The organism is Vicinamibacteria bacterium (assembly GCA_035620555.1).
GTDB lineage: Bacteria > Acidobacteriota > Vicinamibacteria > Marinacidobacterales > SMYC01 > DASPGQ01.
Genome location: DASPGQ010000645.1, coordinates 1 through 16,201, shown reverse-complemented (window position 1 = coordinate 16,201; position 16,201 = coordinate 1). Strand labels below are relative to the sequence as shown.

Annotated in this window: 11 protein-coding genes; 5 read left to right on the top strand and 6 right to left on the bottom strand. The window is 62.0% G+C overall.

Features of this window, described 5'->3' with window-relative positions; all coding sequences use genetic code 11:
- Positions 1-88 precede the first annotated feature (88 nt).
- Together VEK15_26340 and VEK15_26335 are read right to left on the bottom strand one after the other, a co-directional pair.
- Positions 89-2,752 carry a M14 metallopeptidase family protein gene (locus VEK15_26340; protein ID HXV64248.1) on the bottom strand — a complete coding sequence of 888 codons (2,664 nt, stop codon included), beginning with the start codon at positions 2,750-2,752 and terminating at the stop codon, positions 89-91.
- Between the two features lie 21 nt (positions 2,753-2,773).
- Positions 2,774-5,056, bottom strand: coding sequence for a DUF5916 domain-containing protein (locus VEK15_26335; protein ID HXV64247.1), 2,283 nt, complete (start codon positions 5,054-5,056; stop codon positions 2,774-2,776).
- A 173-nt stretch (positions 5,057-5,229) separates the two neighbouring features.
- Here VEK15_26335 and VEK15_26330 point away from each other — a divergent pair, with 173 nt between their 5' ends.
- Positions 5,230-6,666: a M64 family metallopeptidase gene (locus VEK15_26330; protein HXV64246.1), complete on the top strand. Its 1,437-nt coding sequence runs from the start codon at positions 5,230-5,232 to the stop codon at positions 6,664-6,666.
- Between the two features lie 20 nt (positions 6,667-6,686).
- On the opposite strand, the gene VEK15_26325 is transcribed toward VEK15_26330, so the two are convergent.
- Positions 6,687-7,238, bottom strand: coding sequence for a VOC family protein (locus VEK15_26325; protein ID HXV64245.1), 552 nt, complete (start codon positions 7,236-7,238; stop codon positions 6,687-6,689).
- A 188-nt stretch (positions 7,239-7,426) separates the two neighbouring features.
- On the opposite strand from VEK15_26325, the gene VEK15_26320 reads away from it, so the two are divergent.
- A complete protein-coding gene (locus VEK15_26320) occupies positions 7,427-7,861 on the top strand; it encodes a CBS domain-containing protein (protein ID HXV64244.1) in 435 nt (144 codons plus the stop codon).
- 4 nt (positions 7,862-7,865) lie between these two features.
- On the opposite strand, the gene VEK15_26315 is transcribed toward VEK15_26320, so the two are convergent.
- Complete coding sequence (locus VEK15_26315; GenBank protein ID HXV64243.1) at positions 7,866-8,771, bottom strand: transporter; 906 nt, start codon at positions 8,769-8,771, stop codon at positions 7,866-7,868.
- A gap of 215 nt (positions 8,772-8,986) precedes the next feature.
- Here VEK15_26315 and VEK15_26310 point away from each other — a divergent pair, with 215 nt between their 5' ends.
- Together VEK15_26310 and VEK15_26305 are read left to right on the top strand one after the other, a co-directional pair.
- Positions 8,987-10,393, top strand: a complete 1,407-nt coding sequence (locus VEK15_26310) for a M24 family metallopeptidase (GenBank protein HXV64242.1) — start codon at positions 8,987-8,989, stop codon at positions 10,391-10,393.
- 43 nt (positions 10,394-10,436) lie between these two features.
- Entirely contained in the window at positions 10,437-11,006 is a 570-nt protein-coding gene (locus VEK15_26305) for a Uma2 family endonuclease (protein ID HXV64241.1), read from the top strand.
- A gap of 7 nt (positions 11,007-11,013) precedes the next feature.
- On the opposite strand, the gene VEK15_26300 is transcribed toward VEK15_26305, so the two are convergent.
- Both VEK15_26300 and VEK15_26295 read right to left on the bottom strand, forming a co-directional pair.
- Positions 11,014-13,515 (bottom strand): ABC transporter permease, encoded by a 2,502-nt coding sequence (locus tag VEK15_26300; GenBank protein HXV64240.1) that lies wholly within the window; start codon positions 13,513-13,515, stop codon positions 11,014-11,016.
- Positions 13,516-13,591: 76 nt separating this feature from the next.
- A complete protein-coding gene (locus VEK15_26295) occupies positions 13,592-15,214 on the bottom strand; it encodes an amidohydrolase family protein (GenBank protein ID HXV64239.1) in 1,623 nt (540 codons plus the stop codon).
- A gap of 111 nt (positions 15,215-15,325) precedes the next feature.
- On the opposite strand from VEK15_26295, the gene VEK15_26290 reads away from it, so the two are divergent.
- Positions 15,326-16,201 (top strand): LysR family transcriptional regulator (locus VEK15_26290; GenBank protein HXV64238.1); only part of this gene is annotated, 876 nt, incomplete at its 3' end.

Here is a 16,201-nt window from a genome sequence, read left to right as displayed (position 1 = left end):
GTGAATGCGGTCCAGCCGGCGATTGCCGCCACCGACAGCAAGACCGCGCCTCCGATGCATCCGAGGGTCCTCTTGCGCGACCGGGGCTTCATGGATTCATGGTCGAGTCGCTGGTTGGCCGCGACGCGCCGTCAGCGCCGGCGTAGTGGATCGCATTGAAGAGCAGCTTGAAGGTATTGTGCGGTTGGGCGCGGAACTGGGGCCGGAAGCCGATCAGCACGATGCGGCCTCGCTCGTAGCCCACTTCGGCGGCGGCGATCCGGTTGGCGAGGTGAGCTTCCCCGCGAATCCAGCCACTCTGAAGGGGGTTGGTGTTGGGATAGCGGGCGATGACGGTCACGTCCGTATAGGAAAAACCCGGAGCGAGGTCGAACGCGGCGCTATCTCCGAATACAGCGGTGGCGTTTCGCGCCATGCCGAACGCGATCGGATGACTCGGATCCACCTCGATTCGGAGCAAGGAGCCGGGGCAGGAGAATTCCTCGCCACTCAAATCCTTGACGACGTTCCGCAAAGGGATCGGCCAGGACTCGAGCGCGAGCGACGTCGAAGAATCCATGAGGACGAGCGTACCTCCTTCGCGCACGAACTCCTCGAGGTGACCGAGGCCCTCTTCTCCAATTCCGCCCTTGTACTCGGGCGGAGTCGTCTTGAAGTCGTTGCCCTCGACAATCCGCTCTCGGTCCTGGTCGCCGGGGAAGATGATGACGTCGAGCCGCTCGCGCAGATTGCCTGCCCGGATCTCGGCGTTGTGGAGCGTCTCGTACGAGAACTCATGTTCCTCCAGAACGAAACGCGTCCACCCCTCGTCCATCGAAGCGGTCCAGGGTTGATAGAGGCCGACGCGTGGCGCGGCAAGCGGGATCGTTTTGCTGTCCAGGGGCGCTTCGAGCTCGTAACCGAAGAGCCCGAGCTCCTCCGCGAGGGCGGTGACGCGGTCGTAGCGCGCGTTTTCGACGTGGAGGCTTCCCGGGGGAGAACCATCGCGAGCGGCGGTGAGCCACGAGACCCTCGCTCCCTCGGCGAGGAGTCGGTTCGTCAGCACCGCCGTGTTGTTCGGCTCGGGTCGGATCAGAAAGCCGTATTCACCCGAGGCTCCGGCGGAGCGCACCTCGCCTCGCGGCATCGGCACGGCGTCGAGCTGCGTCACCGTCGCGTCGAAAGGTTCCTCCACGCGAACGGCCTCGACGCCCATCTGGAGAGGCAGCGTCCATCCCGTAACGTCGTATGGCTGCTCACGCATCGTCCCCGCGGGGTACTTCGACGGATCCGGATGCGTCTGAATTTCGAGGATGTCCTTGGCATAGGCCCGGAAAGGCTGTGCCATCAAGACGAGGTGGGTGCCTGCCGGATAGCGACGGCCGTTGGCCTCGAAGCCTTCCTCCGCTCGATGGACTTCGACACCCGCGTAGTGGAGAAGTTCCAGCATCCTGGCCAGCTTGGCGGGATCATGCGGGTCGGGGGGAAACACGAACGCATAGGGCTTCTCGTTTTTTCCTGCTTCGATCGCCCGACGTCCCATCTTGACCTGGTTCTCGATCAGCATCACGCGGTTGTTGGCAACGGCTTCGAGTAACGCATAGGTGGCGACGAGCTCGTAATCGACGATGTCCCTTAGGGTCCATCGGCCGCCGAGCCACGGTCGAGGATAGTTGTTGCGGGGCATGACGTCGCGTGGAGCTGGAATCTTTGCCTCCGGGTTCTCGGCCAGCATCCGCTGCATCTCCCGCCGGCTCGGCTCTTTCCCCTCGGGAGGAACGCCGAGCTTGGCTTGTTCCTGCTCGACGGGTGACGCGATGCGCACGCTCGCGACCTCGGTCAAGAGTCCGACGATGTTGTGCCACCAGGCCTCCATCACGAAACCACCCTGCCACCAGCTCGTGTAGTTCGTGTCGTAGATGACGCCTTCTTTGCCCGCCTCGTGAAGGGCGGAAAAAATGGAAAAACCCAGAAGGCCATTCTCGCCCCAGATCAGCGGATCGACGTTCGGGTTGATGGGGTTGGTCCAGGGCGGGACGAAGATTCGAGCATTGGAGAAACCCATCTGATGCTCATCGAGAAACACCTGGGGAAACCAATCCTGGTAGAGGACCTTCGTCAGCAGGCGGCTTTCTTTCTGCGTGAGCATGAACGCGTCGCGGTTGTTGTCGTGTCCCGCGTAATGGTGGTAGAGCCACGGCATCGAGGCGCCCTCGTGCTCCGTTCCCTTCACCTTGTCATACCACTCGGTGACCATCACCTGACCGTCGGGGTTCATGGACGGCACGAGGAGGAAAACGACGTTATCGAGCATGTTCCTCATCCAGGGAGATTCTTCGGTCGCCAGGCGGTGGATCAGCTCGAGCGCCATCTGCGAGGAGCCGATTTCGGTCGAATGGATGTTGAGCGTGACGAGGAGCACCGCGGGAGTTGACCAGGCGAGCCGGGAAGCCTCGTCCTCACCGAGCTCGCCGGGGTAAGCGAGTCGGCGCTGCACCGCTCGGATCTCGCCGAGCCGGGAGAGGTTCGAAGGGGAGCTCACCGTCACGAGGAGGAAAGGCTTGCCGAGGGTCGTCTTCCCGATCTCCTGGCTCAGGATGCGATCGCTCGACTCGTCGGCGAGCCGGAAATACTCGACGATCCGGTCCCACTTCACGAGACTCCCGTCGGAGCCGATGGGAAAGCCCGCGAACTCCGCCGGGGTGGGGAGGCCCGCGGCGGATGACGTCCACGACGTCGCCAGGAAAACGACAGCGATCAGGACAGCACGCATGTCACACCTCGCTTATGTGGACTAGAAGTCGAAGAGGTAGGTGTACTTCACGATGAACGACCTGCCGATGACGGTTGGGTAGATGGCGCCGGTATCTTCGTCGATGCGGCTGAAGTCGGCGGTATTCCTCTGGTCGTTGTAGACGATGAACAGGCCGGTTCCACTGCGGCTGAGAAGGGCGAAACGGATGTTGGACGAAATATCCGCCGTCTGACTGTTGTACTGGATCAGTGCCGAAAGACTGGTAAGTGGAGTAAAGGAGTAGTTGACTTTGACGGGCACGAGGTCGGAAACGAAGTCTCCGCCGGGAAGGTCGACGTCGTCCCTCCGCCATCCCACACTGCCCTGGAGCTTGGCCCCGAGCTTCAGGTTCGCGGTGAGATCGAACCGTTTGAGCTTTCCATCGTAGAAGTCGCCGAACGTGTATACGGCTCCAGGATAGAGCGTGGCGCTGGGGTTGCCGTAGTACTCGAAAGACCACTGGTTCCAGGTGTAGAAGCCCGGTGGAACGACGACTCGTGTGCCGTCGGCGCCGTTGTAGATGACGAAGTCTTCCGTCGGGCGATCCTGATCGCGGTCGAGGCGGGCCCCGAACCTTCCTCCCGACTGAGGTTGGATCTCGAAGAAATGATAGTGTCCCCGCGAGGTCTGGACCAGACCGTCGAAGCCCCAGTACGCGTTCCAGGTGACATGGGGTGAAAATCTGCGAATCCAGGGATATTTCTTCGGCTGGTAATCGAGGAAGTAGCGAACCTGCGGCTTCCGAAAACCCCGGCGAGGCACGAAACCGGTGGCGGCGTTGAAGTGTTCACCCACTTCGGTGTAGCCGACATGACCGTTCCACCACGTTGTTGCGTAGTTGAGAAGGCTGCGGTACGTGTAATCGGAGCCCTCCCCGGGGGTGGTCGAGCCGGCGACGAAGCTGTACAACTTGGCGTTCTCGGTGACCTGAAGATTCGCATCCACACCATAAGCTCGGTTGTACTCCAGATAACGGCCTTCGGGACTGCTGGTCGCCTGTCGGTTGACGAAGATCCCGCCGAAGTTGGAGCGCCCCACCTCGCGCTGCACGCGAACGACCGCGAAGTTCTCTGCCGGCGCCAGCAAGGCGCCCGTCCGGTCGTTGAAGTCTTCGTCGGTCTGCATATCCAGGATGCCGATGTTGTAGCCGCCCACCTTCCCACTCATCCGGGCGCCTGCGAGGATGGGGATGGGAAGTCCCGATGAAGAAAGCCCGATCCGACGCGAGAAGAAAAGGTCGACCTCCTGGGGAGCACCGAACTGGAAGGTCTGCGCGTTCTCCAGAAAGAACGGACGCTTCTCGGGAAAGAACAAGGGGAATCGCGTCAAGTTCACCTGCTGCTCGTCCGACTCCACTTGAGCGAAATCGGTATTGACGGTGAAGTCGGCGGTCAAGTTCGGCGTCACCCCCCATTTCACGTCGACGCCCAAATCGAACTGGTTCTTCCGCTGGTCGGTCAGCGCCAGGTTGTCTTCGTCGGTTCGGCCCGCACCATAAGGGGTGACCTTCACGTCGCGTCGCCCCGGCAAATCCAATCCTTCGAGCTTCGCGGCGAGAGAGACGCGATGCACGTTGTAGCCTCGGGGAATGGGACTCAGGTAGACCTGCTCGTTTTTCCTCCGAATGTTGCGGGTCACGTTGAATCCCCAGACCCTGTTCTCTCCCGGATCGTAGCGGAGCGTTTTCAGGGGGATGGCCATCTCGGTCTCCCAGCCCCGATCGGTAATGGCCGAGCGCACCGACCAGTCGCCGTCCCAGTTGGCGTTGAACCCGCTGACGCCGCCGCGCTGGGAGCCACCTCCACCCGCCCCCATCGAAAACCCTCCCGTTTGACCCTCCGCCGCCACTTGGCCATCGTACTCGAGGCCCGCGGGATTGGTTCCGAACAGAAACGCGTTCTGGTTGTCGTTGAATGTGTCGAGAACGATCTGAAGCGAGTCGGTCTCGTTCAGGTCTCCGTCCCTGCGGCTCTCGGTGACCAGTATCTTGTCGGGCTCGGAGTCGAAAGCGATGATTCCGATGTACAGCGTGGTGCGTCCGAGGAGGACCCGCACGTCGGTCTTCTCGGTTGCCGGAGCGCCCTCGATCGGGTTTTGCTGAGTGAAACCCGTGTACGGCTCGACCTCGAGCCATACGTCCTCGACCACCAGACCGTCGATCATGGGCTCGCGACCTTCTTCGAGACTCTCCACCGTCATGGAACGCGCGGAAGCTTTCAGAGCGGCAGCGTACCCGAGGAGGACACCAGCGATGACGAGCGCGCGTACGGCAGGTTTGCACATCGTGAAAAGACTCCTATCGAGTGGCCTGGGCCACAACCCCTAATTCTAGCGCAAAGCCACCGACCGGTAAGTCGGTTCTGGACACCGAGGCACAAGGAAAGCTACGCTCGCGCCGAGGCTTGGCTCTCTTCGAGGCACGACAGACATTAGGAAGGCACTGACGTATGTTGGCGATGATGATGATAAGGAATGGAAGACTCCAATCGAACCTCATTCTCGTCTGTGTACAGCTCGTTTGGCTCGGGGCGGCGGACTTCTCATCGGCGGCCGAAACCCCGAGAACGATGCGAGTCGACACCTATCACACCGGCAATATCGGTACCGAGCTGTTCAGTCTGCATCGCGTGGTCGTCGAGCCGCTCGAGTGGCCTGGTAACCCCGACCGGCCGCTCGACACAACGAACCGCGGCAAATACTTCTTCGAGGTCGTGGACCCCAAATCCAACGAGGTCCTGTACTCGCGTGGCTTCAGCTCCATCTACGGGGAATGGGAAACCACCGCCGAGGCCCGCGAGGCCAACCGGACTTTCTCCGAGTCTCTCCGGTTTCCGGAACCCGACGGACCGGTTACCATTCACGTCAGCAAGCGCAACGCCTCGAACGCCTTCGAGCGGATCTGGACGGTCGGAGTCGACCCGACGGACATGCTGGTCGTTCGGTCATTCGCCCCGGCTCCGGCCGAGGTGGTCGCGATTCGAGACAACGGCGATCCGTCGCACAAGGTCGACCTTCTCATACTTGGCGACGGGTACACCGCGGACGAGCAGCAAAAGTTCCTGGCCGACGCCAAACGTCTCGCCGAGGCCTTGTTCGCCGTCTCACCGTTCGAGGAACGGCGCGACGCGTTCAACCTTTGGGCGATGTCCGTTCCATCGCCTCGTTCGGGCGTCTCCCGTCCCTCGAGCGGCCTGGAGCGTTGGACGCCCGTCGGCACGACCTACGACGCCTTCCGAAGCGAGCGGTACGTGCTGACGTTCGACAATCTGGCGTTGAGGACCATCGCGTCGTGGGCGCCTTATGACGTCGTCGAGATCCTGGTCAACAACGAGACATATGGTGGGGGCGGGATCTTCGGCCAGTACAGCACGGCGGCCGCGGGCAGCGATTGGGCCGAGTATCTCGTCATCCACGAGTTCGCTCATCACTTCGCTGGTCTGGCGGACGAATACTACACGTCTCCCGTCGCCTATGAACCGACGGCTCCGACAGTCGAGCCTTGGGAGCCGAACGTTACCGCGCTCCTCGATCCCGAGTCTCTCAAGTGGCAGTCTCTCGTTCTCCCTGGCACGCCAGTGCCGACTCCCTGGCCCAAGGCGGAATACGAGAGCTATATGCGTGAACATCAGAACGAGCGGGCGAGGGTGAGGGCCGACCATCGTCCCGAGTCCGATATGAACCGCCTGTTTCGACAGGCCCAGGACTTTACCGACGAGCTCTTCTCCATGCACCGCTACCGCGATGTCGTCGGCGCCTTCGAGGGGGCGAATTACGAGGCGAACGGCTTCTACCGCCCCGCGATGAACTGTGTGATGTTCACGCGCCACGACGCGTTCTGCGATGTCTGCGCCGCGGCGATCGAGAGGATGATCGATCTGTACACCGGGCGCTGAGCCGTCAGCGGAAGCGAACGTCAGGGACCGGGTTTCTCGTACTGCGAGTCTCCCGGTTCGGCGATCCCGCTGATCTGGAGATCGAATCCGTCCGGGTCCGACACATGGAAGCTGACGTAGTTGGGAATGTCCCCTCCGGTGTCCAGACGAGGGCTCAACCCGCGGCGCTCGAGCTCCGCCTTCACGGCATTGGTGTTCCAATTCGCGATCTTGTAGGCGATGTGATCGACGGTCGGCTGGGAGTCTCCCGGCGGCTGACCCGCTCGCTGGCGACGGTTTCTGGCGATGAGCACGGAATCGCCAAACTCGAGATCGCACTGACTCGTGCCGTCGTCTCTCGAGACCGTCATTCCCATGAGCTCGGCATAGAAGTCCCTGGTCCTACGGTAATCTGCCACTTGATAAGAGATGTGATCCAGGGCAACCGTCTCGAATCCGCTTCGCGCCTGACCGGCCGCCGATCGCGGCCGGTGTACCATGGCCGCTGCGATCGACAAGCTCTTGATGAGCTGGCGTCGAGTCACCTTGCCGTCCTCGAAATCCTTCACCATTCTCGAAACGATCGCTTCCATCGTCTTTACCTCCGTGTTCGTAGCTGGGAATCTACCCCATGGCAGCCCCGGGAGCGTTGCCACGAGGAGGCTTCGCGCGTATCATGCTCCGGTGGCGAGCTAGTCGATCCATCCATGGCGACCACCAGTGGCTTCGACGGCGAGCTGTCGAGCGGAGCGAGCAGCGTCCGCTCGATTGGGGGTGATCGATGCGCGTGCTTCGCCTGTGCCGCAAACCCGCAGTCTCCGTCCCGCCCGACGCGTCTGTCAGGGAGGCGCTCGAAGTCATGACTGCAGAGCAGGTCGGTGCGGTCGTCATCATCGAGGACGGGAAAGCCTCCGGCATTTTCACTCGGCGCGACGCCATCGAGCGCGTCGTCCTCAAACGCCTTCCCCTCGATTCTACGGAGATATCGTCGGTCATGACGGCGCCGGTGGAGGTGATGTCCGAGGACACGGAGCTGCCCGACGCCTTGAAAGTGATGGCGGCAAGACCTTTCAACCACATACCGATCGTCGACTCGGATTCCAAAGTGGTCGGGCTCGCCACCACGAAGCCGCTCATGAAGCAGACGATCGAAAGGCTCTCGGACGAACTGGGCTCACTCGAAGCCTTCTTCACCGCCGACGGCATCGGCGGCTGAGCTACTACAGACCGGCCCCCCATAAGTATTGATAAGCAGCGACGAGGGCGTGGAAGTCCGCACCGATCGTCGTATAGGCGCCCCGGCTGTAAGAGAATTTCAGGGACTGCCTCGGATTCAGTGGCAGGGAGAGAGTCCCACCAACTCTCGAATTTCGTTGCAGGTCCAGGTTGAGGCGACCATCGACGGTGGTTCGTCCACCCGCATAGAAATTGGCGTCGAACGCGGCCCACAGGCGCGGTTTGAAGGTGCGCAGAACGTGAATTTGCGCAGAGCCGATGGGATCCTGCTCCCGAAGCTTTGCTCCGAAGAAGCTCTTGTTGTCGGTGAAGAGCCACACACCCGCGTAGAGCTCGAAGGTCCAGCGCCCAACCGCCTGAGATAGGCCCACTTCGGGCTTGAACGACCAGCGATTGGATCCGAGGTTGATGAGCTTGGACGTGTCGTACTCGCCGAGGGGCATCACCGCCACCAAGCTGACGCCTATGTTGGTCTTTTGCCGATAGGTCGCGAACTCCTTCAAGCTCATCGCGGGTGCGCCTACGAGGTTGACTGCGAAACGTACGATCGGATCGCGAAACCCGGAGCGGTCCACTTCGGTGAACTGGCCGAGATAGAGACCCTCCAGGTGGCCGATCGAATAAGGCGCGACGATGCCCACGTTTCCGGACCGGCCGAGTAAGTTCAGGGATCGGACGTAAGCGAAGACCGTTGTGTTGATGCGCGATCTGGCCTCTTCGATGGGGAGCGTGGGATCGAACGCGACGTCACCACCGCTGAAGTTGTTGGTGACGACGACGATGTTGACCCCCGCGGGCGAGACGGAATAGGCACCCGGCTCAAGCTCCTGGGCCGAGGCCTCTAGCGACAAGGTCGAGACGGCAATGAAACCGAACGTGAGCGGTCGCAAGCTTCTGTTCCTTTTCGACATGGAAAAGTGGAAGTGGGATAGGGATAAGTCGACCATAAGTAAGTCGACCGTAGTAAGTCGACCGTCGATTCCAAGAAACGCATCGTAATGAGTGTGCCAAATGGCGCATCTTATCCTACAGGAATGGCTATCGCTTCTCAGCGTGTTACACTCGGCGCCTGCTCTCCACGATTTCGATCGCACGAGGAGGAGTCATGACGACACGGAGAGATTTCCTGAAGGCTTCGGGAGCCGTCGCCGCGGGCGCCGCGCTCAACGCGTCCTGTCAGTCGAGTCCCGAACCGGGCTCGAGTGGGGCGCAGGCGGCCCCGGCCGCTTCCTCCGACATGCTCGCGGGCCGGCCCGAGCACCCACGTCCGGCGACCTTCGATCGCTTGCCGCTCGAGTGGCACCAGGCGACGGTGAAGCGCTTGCAGGAAAGGCTGGGGGAGCTCGGCCTCGATGGCATCTTGATAACCGACCGCTGGAACATCATCTATTACACCGGACTCTTTCATACCACCACCGAACGACCGTTCGCATGCTTCATTCCCACCGGCGAGCTCGCGGTGCACTGGTTCTATCCGGGCCTCGATCTCGAGCTGGTGCGAAGCTGGTGGCACACGGACGGCGACTACTATTACGACTTCCCTCACGCCGAGGGCGGCTATCCCGACCAGGGCAAGGTCGTGACCACCGAGCCGGTCGATCTGCTGAAATGGCGTCTCGACGGACTCGCGAGGCGAGGTTTCGGGGAAAAGAAGATCGGCCTCTCCGAGCCTCCGACGGTCGCGACGATGGAGCGCATGACCGAGATTCTTCCCAAAGCAACCTTCGTCGATGCGAGCGATGTCTGTATCAAGATGCGGCGCGTCAAGACGCCGGAAGAGCTTTCGCTCTCCCAGCGAGCTTACGACTACTTCAGCCAGATTCACGCCTGGACTCGCGACTACATTCTCGAGCACGGCACGGATTTGACCGACTTCCGGATCCGGATGGCGGCGATGGAGTACGGAACCGACCTCATCATGCGAGACGTCGAGCGGGATGGACGTCCCCATACCGCCGTGGGGATCGACATCGGAATCGGTTGTCGGACCGGTGTCGCGACTGCGTACCCGCACCCCAACCAGTTCCATCACCAGAAGGTCAAGAAGGGAGATTCGTTGCAGGTTTCGGGCGTCGTCAAGATTGGCGGCTGTGGGGGAGAGCTCTACTGCCCCTATCAGATCGCCCCCTGGAATGCCGAGTGGGAAAAAGTCTGGGAGGTCATGGCGGAAGGTTCCCGCATGCAGATCGCCCTGTCGAAGGCGGGCACACCGTGTCAGGACATCGCAAAGGCCGTTCATGAATTCCAGCTCGCGAACGGCATGCAGAAGTACCTCTACCAGCGAGTCGCGCACGGAGAGGGCATGGAGGGACACCAGGAGCCTTACATCGCTCTCGGCGATACAACCGTCCTCGAGGAGAACATGACGTTCTCCATGGAGCCGGGGCTCTTCAACCCCGAAGGGGGTTACGGCTACAACCCCTCGGACAACGTGGTCGTTGGAACCGAGAGCGGCTGGGTGCAGGGCAGCGTTCCCAACCTGACGAAGGAATGGGCGCTACTCGAGCTGTAACTCCCGAAACGCCTTACCCACATTTTGGGCTATGATCAGATGGATGACACGTTCGGCGACTCTTCACGAGTACACGTATTCCGAGTACCTCGCTCACGAAGCGGCCAGCAACGTCAAGCACGAGTACCTGGATGGCGAGATTTACGCCATGGCAGGAGGCTCTCCCGCACATGCCGAGCTTTCGGTGGCGGTCTCGTCGGCGCTACGGGCACAGCTGCAAGACGGGCCGTGCCGGGTGTTCAGCTCGGACCTGCGAATTCGCGTCGCAGCGACGGGTCTCGCGACGTATCCTGACGTCACCGTCGTGTGCGGACCTCTCGAGCGAGACAGAGAAGGGCGCGAGACGGTCATGAATCCGAAAGTGCTCGTCGAGGTCTTGAGCGACGGGACCGAGCGCTACGATCGCGGCGAGAAATTCGAGCACTACAAACAAATCCCGTCGTTCGAGGAATACGTTCTGTTGTCGCAGAAGGAAGAACAGGTCGAGGTTTGGCGCCGCGAGGATGGTTCGTGGCGTCGCCGCACGGCTCGATCGGGAGAGCGCCTCACCCTCGAGTCCATCGACTGCGAGCTCGTCGTGGACGATCTGTACCGAGGCGTGCTGGACGAATAATCAACTCTCAGTCGTAGCGGAGCACCGATACGGGGCTCAGACGGCTCGCTCGCATCGCGGGCACCGAGCCTGCGAGAAACGCCACCGCCACCAACGCGATCGTCGCCAGCGCCATCGTCCAGGGGTCACGCGGCGCGACCCCATAGAGCTGACTGCGAACCAGCTCGGAGAGCCACCAGGCGACGGGAAGCGCTAGGGCGACACCGACGGCAACGAGCGAGAAGACCTCTCTCAGCACCATCCTCACCACGGCGTTGGCTTCGGCGCCGAGCGCCATTCTGAGCCCGATCTCGGGGGCGCGGCGTGCGACCCCGAACGCGGTGACACCATAGAGCCCGACGAACGCGAGCACGGTGGCGAGCACGCCAAACGCGGTCGACAAGAAAGCGACCAGCCGCTCCACCGAAAGGGACTGATCGAGCTGGTCCTCCATGCTGTTCATGTCGAAGATCGGCATCGTGGCATCGAGTCGCCGCACCGCCTGGCGGATGGCGTCGAAGATCGCCTTCGATGGCAGCGAGGTGCGAACGTAGGTCGTCATTTCCGTTGCCCAGTCATTCTGGGCGTAAGCGACGAAGACCTGGCGCGGGATCTCGTCGCGAAGATCTTCGTATTTGGCGTCCTGCACGATCGCCACGATCTCCATGTCGGGCACGTCGCCGATTCCGCCTCCGAAGCCGATGTGGTAACCGAGAGCGTTACCGTCCTCGAAGTACTTCTCGGCGAACGTGCGGTTCACCGCGACCACCTTCTTGCTCCCGTCGGCGTCGCGCGCATCGAAATCGCGCCCCGCCTCGATGGCAAGCCCCAGCGTTTCGAAATAGCCCGGTGATATCGCGTTGAAATGGGGATTCATGTTCTCCCCGTCCGCTGCCTCGTAACCCTCCACATTGACGGTCGAGTCCCACTCGTCGCCTTCCATGATCGCGACGACGGCGAGCCCTGCCGATTCCACCCCGGGAAGCGCCTCGAGAGAATCCCTCAGGTCGGCGAAGAACCGTTTCGTTCGCGCCACATCGTAGCCGCTCATCATGGGATCGAGCTTGAAGCGTACGAGGTTGGTGGCCCGGAAGCCCGGATCGACGTCGTGAAGGTTCACGAGGCTCTGAACGAAGAGGGCGGAGCCAAGGAGAAGCAGAAGGGCGACGAAGACCTGAAAGACGACGAGTGCTTTGCGCAAACGTGTTCCGCCGACGCCGGTCGCGGCCCCACTTTGATGCTTGATGGTTGAGACGAGATCGGTGCGTGTCGCCTGAAGGGCGGGAAGCAGGCCGAAGCCGAGAGCGGCGACCATGGAGACCACGAGCGTGAAGGTGAGAACCCGGGCGTCGGGAACCGCGGAAAGCGACGTTCGAGCCTGTTCGGTCGGGGCGAGCGCGATGAGGCCATGGCCCGCGATCGTGGCGACGAGCAGACCGAGCGCGCCTCCGGCGATTGCCAGGACAAGGCTTTCGACCAGCAGTTGCTTCAGGATTCGCCGGCGGCCGGCTCCGAGCGCGAGGCGCATCGCGATCTCCTTCGTCCGGCTCGTCGCCTTGGCGACCATGAGATTCGAGACGTTCGCGCAGCTGATGAGCAGCACCAAACCGACGAGAATCATGAGGAGGCGCAAAGGCATCTCGAGCGTCTGCCTCATATTCGAATAACCCTGACTGCCGGGAATGACGATGGCGTGCGACTCGAGGAAACGTTCTCTCCCGTACTCGGATACGTCGGCGAAATAGGAGTCCTCCACCTCGACGGCAATGATCTGCTTGTAGAGAGTTCCAATCGAGGACTCGGCGCGCTCGAGGGTGACTCCAGGGCGAAGGCGAGCAAACACCTGTACCCAACGGCTCCGGCGGTCATCAAGGTCGTCCCAGGACGGCGTCACCTGTTTCTTCATCGTGACGGGAACGTACAGCTGGGGGCGCCTGCCGAGCGACAGCCCGTGGAATCGGGGTGCCACGACCCCCACGATCGTCATCGGGGTGCCGTTCACGCGAATCGGCTGCCCCACGACGGAGCGGTCGGCACCGAACCGGGTGCTCCAGTAGTCGTAGCTCAAGACCACGACCGGGTTCGCGCCCGGAGCGGTCTCGTCGTCCATGGTAAACAGTCGTCCCCAGGCCGGCCGAATCCCGAGCACCTCGAAGTAATTGCCGGACGCCATCTCCGCCTCGGCACGCTCGGTGGACTCTTTGAAGGCGACGTTTACGACTTCGCCTCGACGACAGAGCACGCCGTCGAAGACCTCGTTGCGCTCGCGATAGTCCTTGTACATTGGATAGGACACCGAGTTGGAGCCCCGGTTGCTGCCGATGTGGGTACCGCGGGTCGCGACCATGACGAGGGCACCGGGATCCTGCACTGGCAGGCTCCGGAGCAGCACCTGGTCGAAGAGCGTGAATACGGCGGTGTTGGCCCCAATTCCGAGGCCGAGCGAGACAACGGCCACCGCCGTCAGGGCCGGAGCCTTGCCGAGCGAACGAAGGGCGAAGCGGAGATCACGGAGAAACGTCGTCATCATTGCGGCAAACCTCTCGATGATCCTTCAGACGCCGTCATCGAAGGAAAGGTTTACCGATTCTGCCCGCGTCGCCGAATCAGTTGTTGGCGTTGTCGGTCGGACGTTGTTGCGCCTTGGCCCTCTCGACCATTCGGGCCACATCGGCGAGAAGCTCCTTGGCGTCGTAGACGATCCCGTCCTTGATGGTATATTTGACCCCGCCGACCCGCTCCACTTTTCCCGTCTGGTCGTTCAGTCTCTCTGCTCCCGTTCCGTACAATACCTTGAGGTTGGCGATGGGATTCTCGTCGACTACGACGAGATCGGCGAGAAGGCCCGGCCGCACCACGCCGAACTCGATGGGCTGGCCTTTGGGCTCGAACAGAGCTTCCGCTCCGTGCATCGTCGCGCCGCGAAAGACCTCCAGTGGATGAAATCCCGCTTCCTGCAGAAGCTCCATCTCCTCGATCGTGCCGAAGCCCCAGAGGTTATAGATGAAGGCGGCGTCGGTGCTCACAGTGACGCGCCCCCCGCGATCCTTGTAGTCGTCGAGGAACGCCATCCAGATCCGGAAGAAGTTCTTCCACGCGACCTCTTCCCAGGTCGTCCAGTAATACCAATACGAACCGTGGTTCGTGCGGCTCGGTTGGTAGTACTCCCACAGCGAGGGAAGCGTGTACTTGTCATGCCAGTCGGCCCGGCGTTCGCGCATGACGTCGCGGCCCGCGAGATAGGCCGTCATGGTGGGGTCGAGAACGGTGTTGTGCTCGAGGAACTCGTCGATTAGCGCGTTCCACTCCTCGCTGCCCTGGGGATGAATCATGTTCCATTGCATGGCCACCTGGGCGAAGCGGTCTTGCTCGTTGTTGTAATTGGCGTCGACCGGCCACGGCTGGACGTCGCGATCGTCGTACAAGGCCTCGAAGATCCCATAGAAGTGAGTCACGGTACCGAGGCCCAGCCGCACGGCGTCAAGGGCGTTCATCTGGGCGACGCCCTGTTGGGACAGGTGTGCCGTCGAGCCCAGACCGTGCTTCTTGGCTTCATCGAGGAGCGCGGCCATGATCTCCGGCTGATGAGAGCCGAGCTTGAGACCGTCGATCCCTTTCTCCGCCGCGAAGCGCACCCACTCGCGCGCTTTTTCCGGCGTGTCGAGGCGACCGCCCTGCCAGTCCTCCCCTTGTCCGGGACGGTGATAGGCGAAGATCCTCGGCGCTACGATCTCGTTGCTCGCGCTTCGTGCCCGCTCCTCGAGGGTCCAGTTCATCGGGCCGGCGGGGACGCCGCGCACCGTGGTGATGCCGTGGGCCATCCACAGCTTGTAGGTGTACTCGGCCTCGGGGGCTTTGGGAACGCCGCCCACGTGGACGTGGAGGTTCACGAATCCGGGAAGAACCCACGATCCCTCGGCGTCGATCTCGCGCGTGGCGTCCTTGGGTCGCTTGCTCTCGTCGATGGGCACGTTGGGAACACCGACGTTCTCGATGTCCACGATCTTGTTGCCTTCGATCACGATGTCGACGGGACCCCGGGGCATCGCGCCGGTTCCATCGATGAGCGTGGCACCTCTGAGAATCAGGCGGTCGAAAGGTCCTTCTCCCTGATCGCCGCGCGGTGGTGCGCTCACCAGGCTCTCTTCCTCCTGGGACCATGCCGGGCTCGCGAGCAGCGCCGCGAGCGAGATCAATGCCAGCGCCTTCGAAATTCTCCTCGAGTTCATCCGTCCACCTCCTGCTTCATTGAGCACACATCATACACGTTCGCGACGGCCCTTCAACCGTCGTTGAACGCTCTACAGATCCTTCGATAGAATCTTCGGGGAGCTCGGGACGTGGATCTCCTTCAGCTGGAGCACTTCATGGCGGTGGTGGAGTCCGGCTCGTTTCGCCGCGCGGCCGAGAAAGTCTTCAGGACCCAGCCGGCCATAAGTCAGAGCATCAAGAAGCTCGAGGAAGAGGTGGGCGCGCCTCTCTTCGCTCGCGACGGCCACGAGGTCGCCTTGACCGAAGCGGGCAAGCTGCTCGCGAGCTATGCGAAGCGAATGCTCCGGCTTCGGGCGGACACCTACCACGCTCTTGGTGAGCTCAAGAACCTTGGCTCTGGATCGGTGTCCATTGCCGCACCGGAGTCGGCAGCACTCTATCTGCTTCCTGGCCCGCTCCAGTGTTTCTTCGAGCGTTACCCCGGTGTCAAGCTGGGCATCTACCGGCGGCACCGCGACGAGATTGCCCAGCAGGTCATGGACCGGGAGATCGACATCGGGTTCGTTCTCAGCGAGCCGTCCTTCCACGGCATGGAGTCCTTCCCGATCTACGAGGACGTCATGACCTTGATCGCGTCTCCCGAACATCCTCTCGCGGGGCGAAGCGACATTGGCATCAAAGACCTGGGAAGAGAGCGCTTCGTTCTCCACCACGGGTGCGAGCCCACACTTCAGGAGCTCGAGAAGACCTTCGAGGAGAACGGGAATCGACTTGCGATCGCCGCGGAGCTCTGGGGCTTCGAAAGCGTCAAGACGTTCGTCCGACAGGGGCTGGGGTTGGCGATCGTTCCCCGACTCACGGCCGCCGAAGAGCTCCGCCAAGGAGCGCTGGCCGAGATCCCCGTTCTCGGGCTCCAGATGCCGCGGCGAACGTTCCTGATCTGTCGTGACCCGCGTTACCTGACCGATGCGGCCCGAGCGTTGCTCGAGACGGTTCGCGGGTTC

Coding starts and splice junctions, on each gene's coding strand:
- VEK15_26320 (HXV64244.1), top strand. CDS start 7,427: ATGCGCGTGCTTCGCCTGTGCCGCAAACCCGCAGTCTCCGTCCCGCCC.
- VEK15_26335 (HXV64247.1), bottom strand. CDS start 5,056: ATGTGCAAACCTGCCGTACGCGCGCTCGTCATCGCTGGTGTCCTCCTC.
- VEK15_26340 (HXV64248.1), bottom strand. CDS start 2,752: ATGCGTGCTGTCCTGATCGCTGTCGTTTTCCTGGCGACGTCGTGGACG.
- VEK15_26295 (HXV64239.1), bottom strand. CDS start 15,214: ATGAACTCGAGGAGAATTTCGAAGGCGCTGGCATTGATCTCGCTCGCG.
- VEK15_26305 (HXV64241.1), top strand. CDS start 10,437: ATGACACGTTCGGCGACTCTTCACGAGTACACGTATTCCGAGTACCTC.
- VEK15_26325 (HXV64245.1), bottom strand. CDS start 7,238: ATGGAAGCGATCGTTTCGAGAATGGTGAAGGATTTCGAGGACGGCAAG.
- VEK15_26310 (HXV64242.1), top strand. CDS start 8,987: ATGACGACACGGAGAGATTTCCTGAAGGCTTCGGGAGCCGTCGCCGCG.
- VEK15_26300 (HXV64240.1), bottom strand. CDS start 13,515: ATGATGACGACGTTTCTCCGTGATCTCCGCTTCGCCCTTCGTTCGCTC.
- VEK15_26330 (HXV64246.1), top strand. CDS start 5,230: ATGATGATGATAAGGAATGGAAGACTCCAATCGAACCTCATTCTCGTC.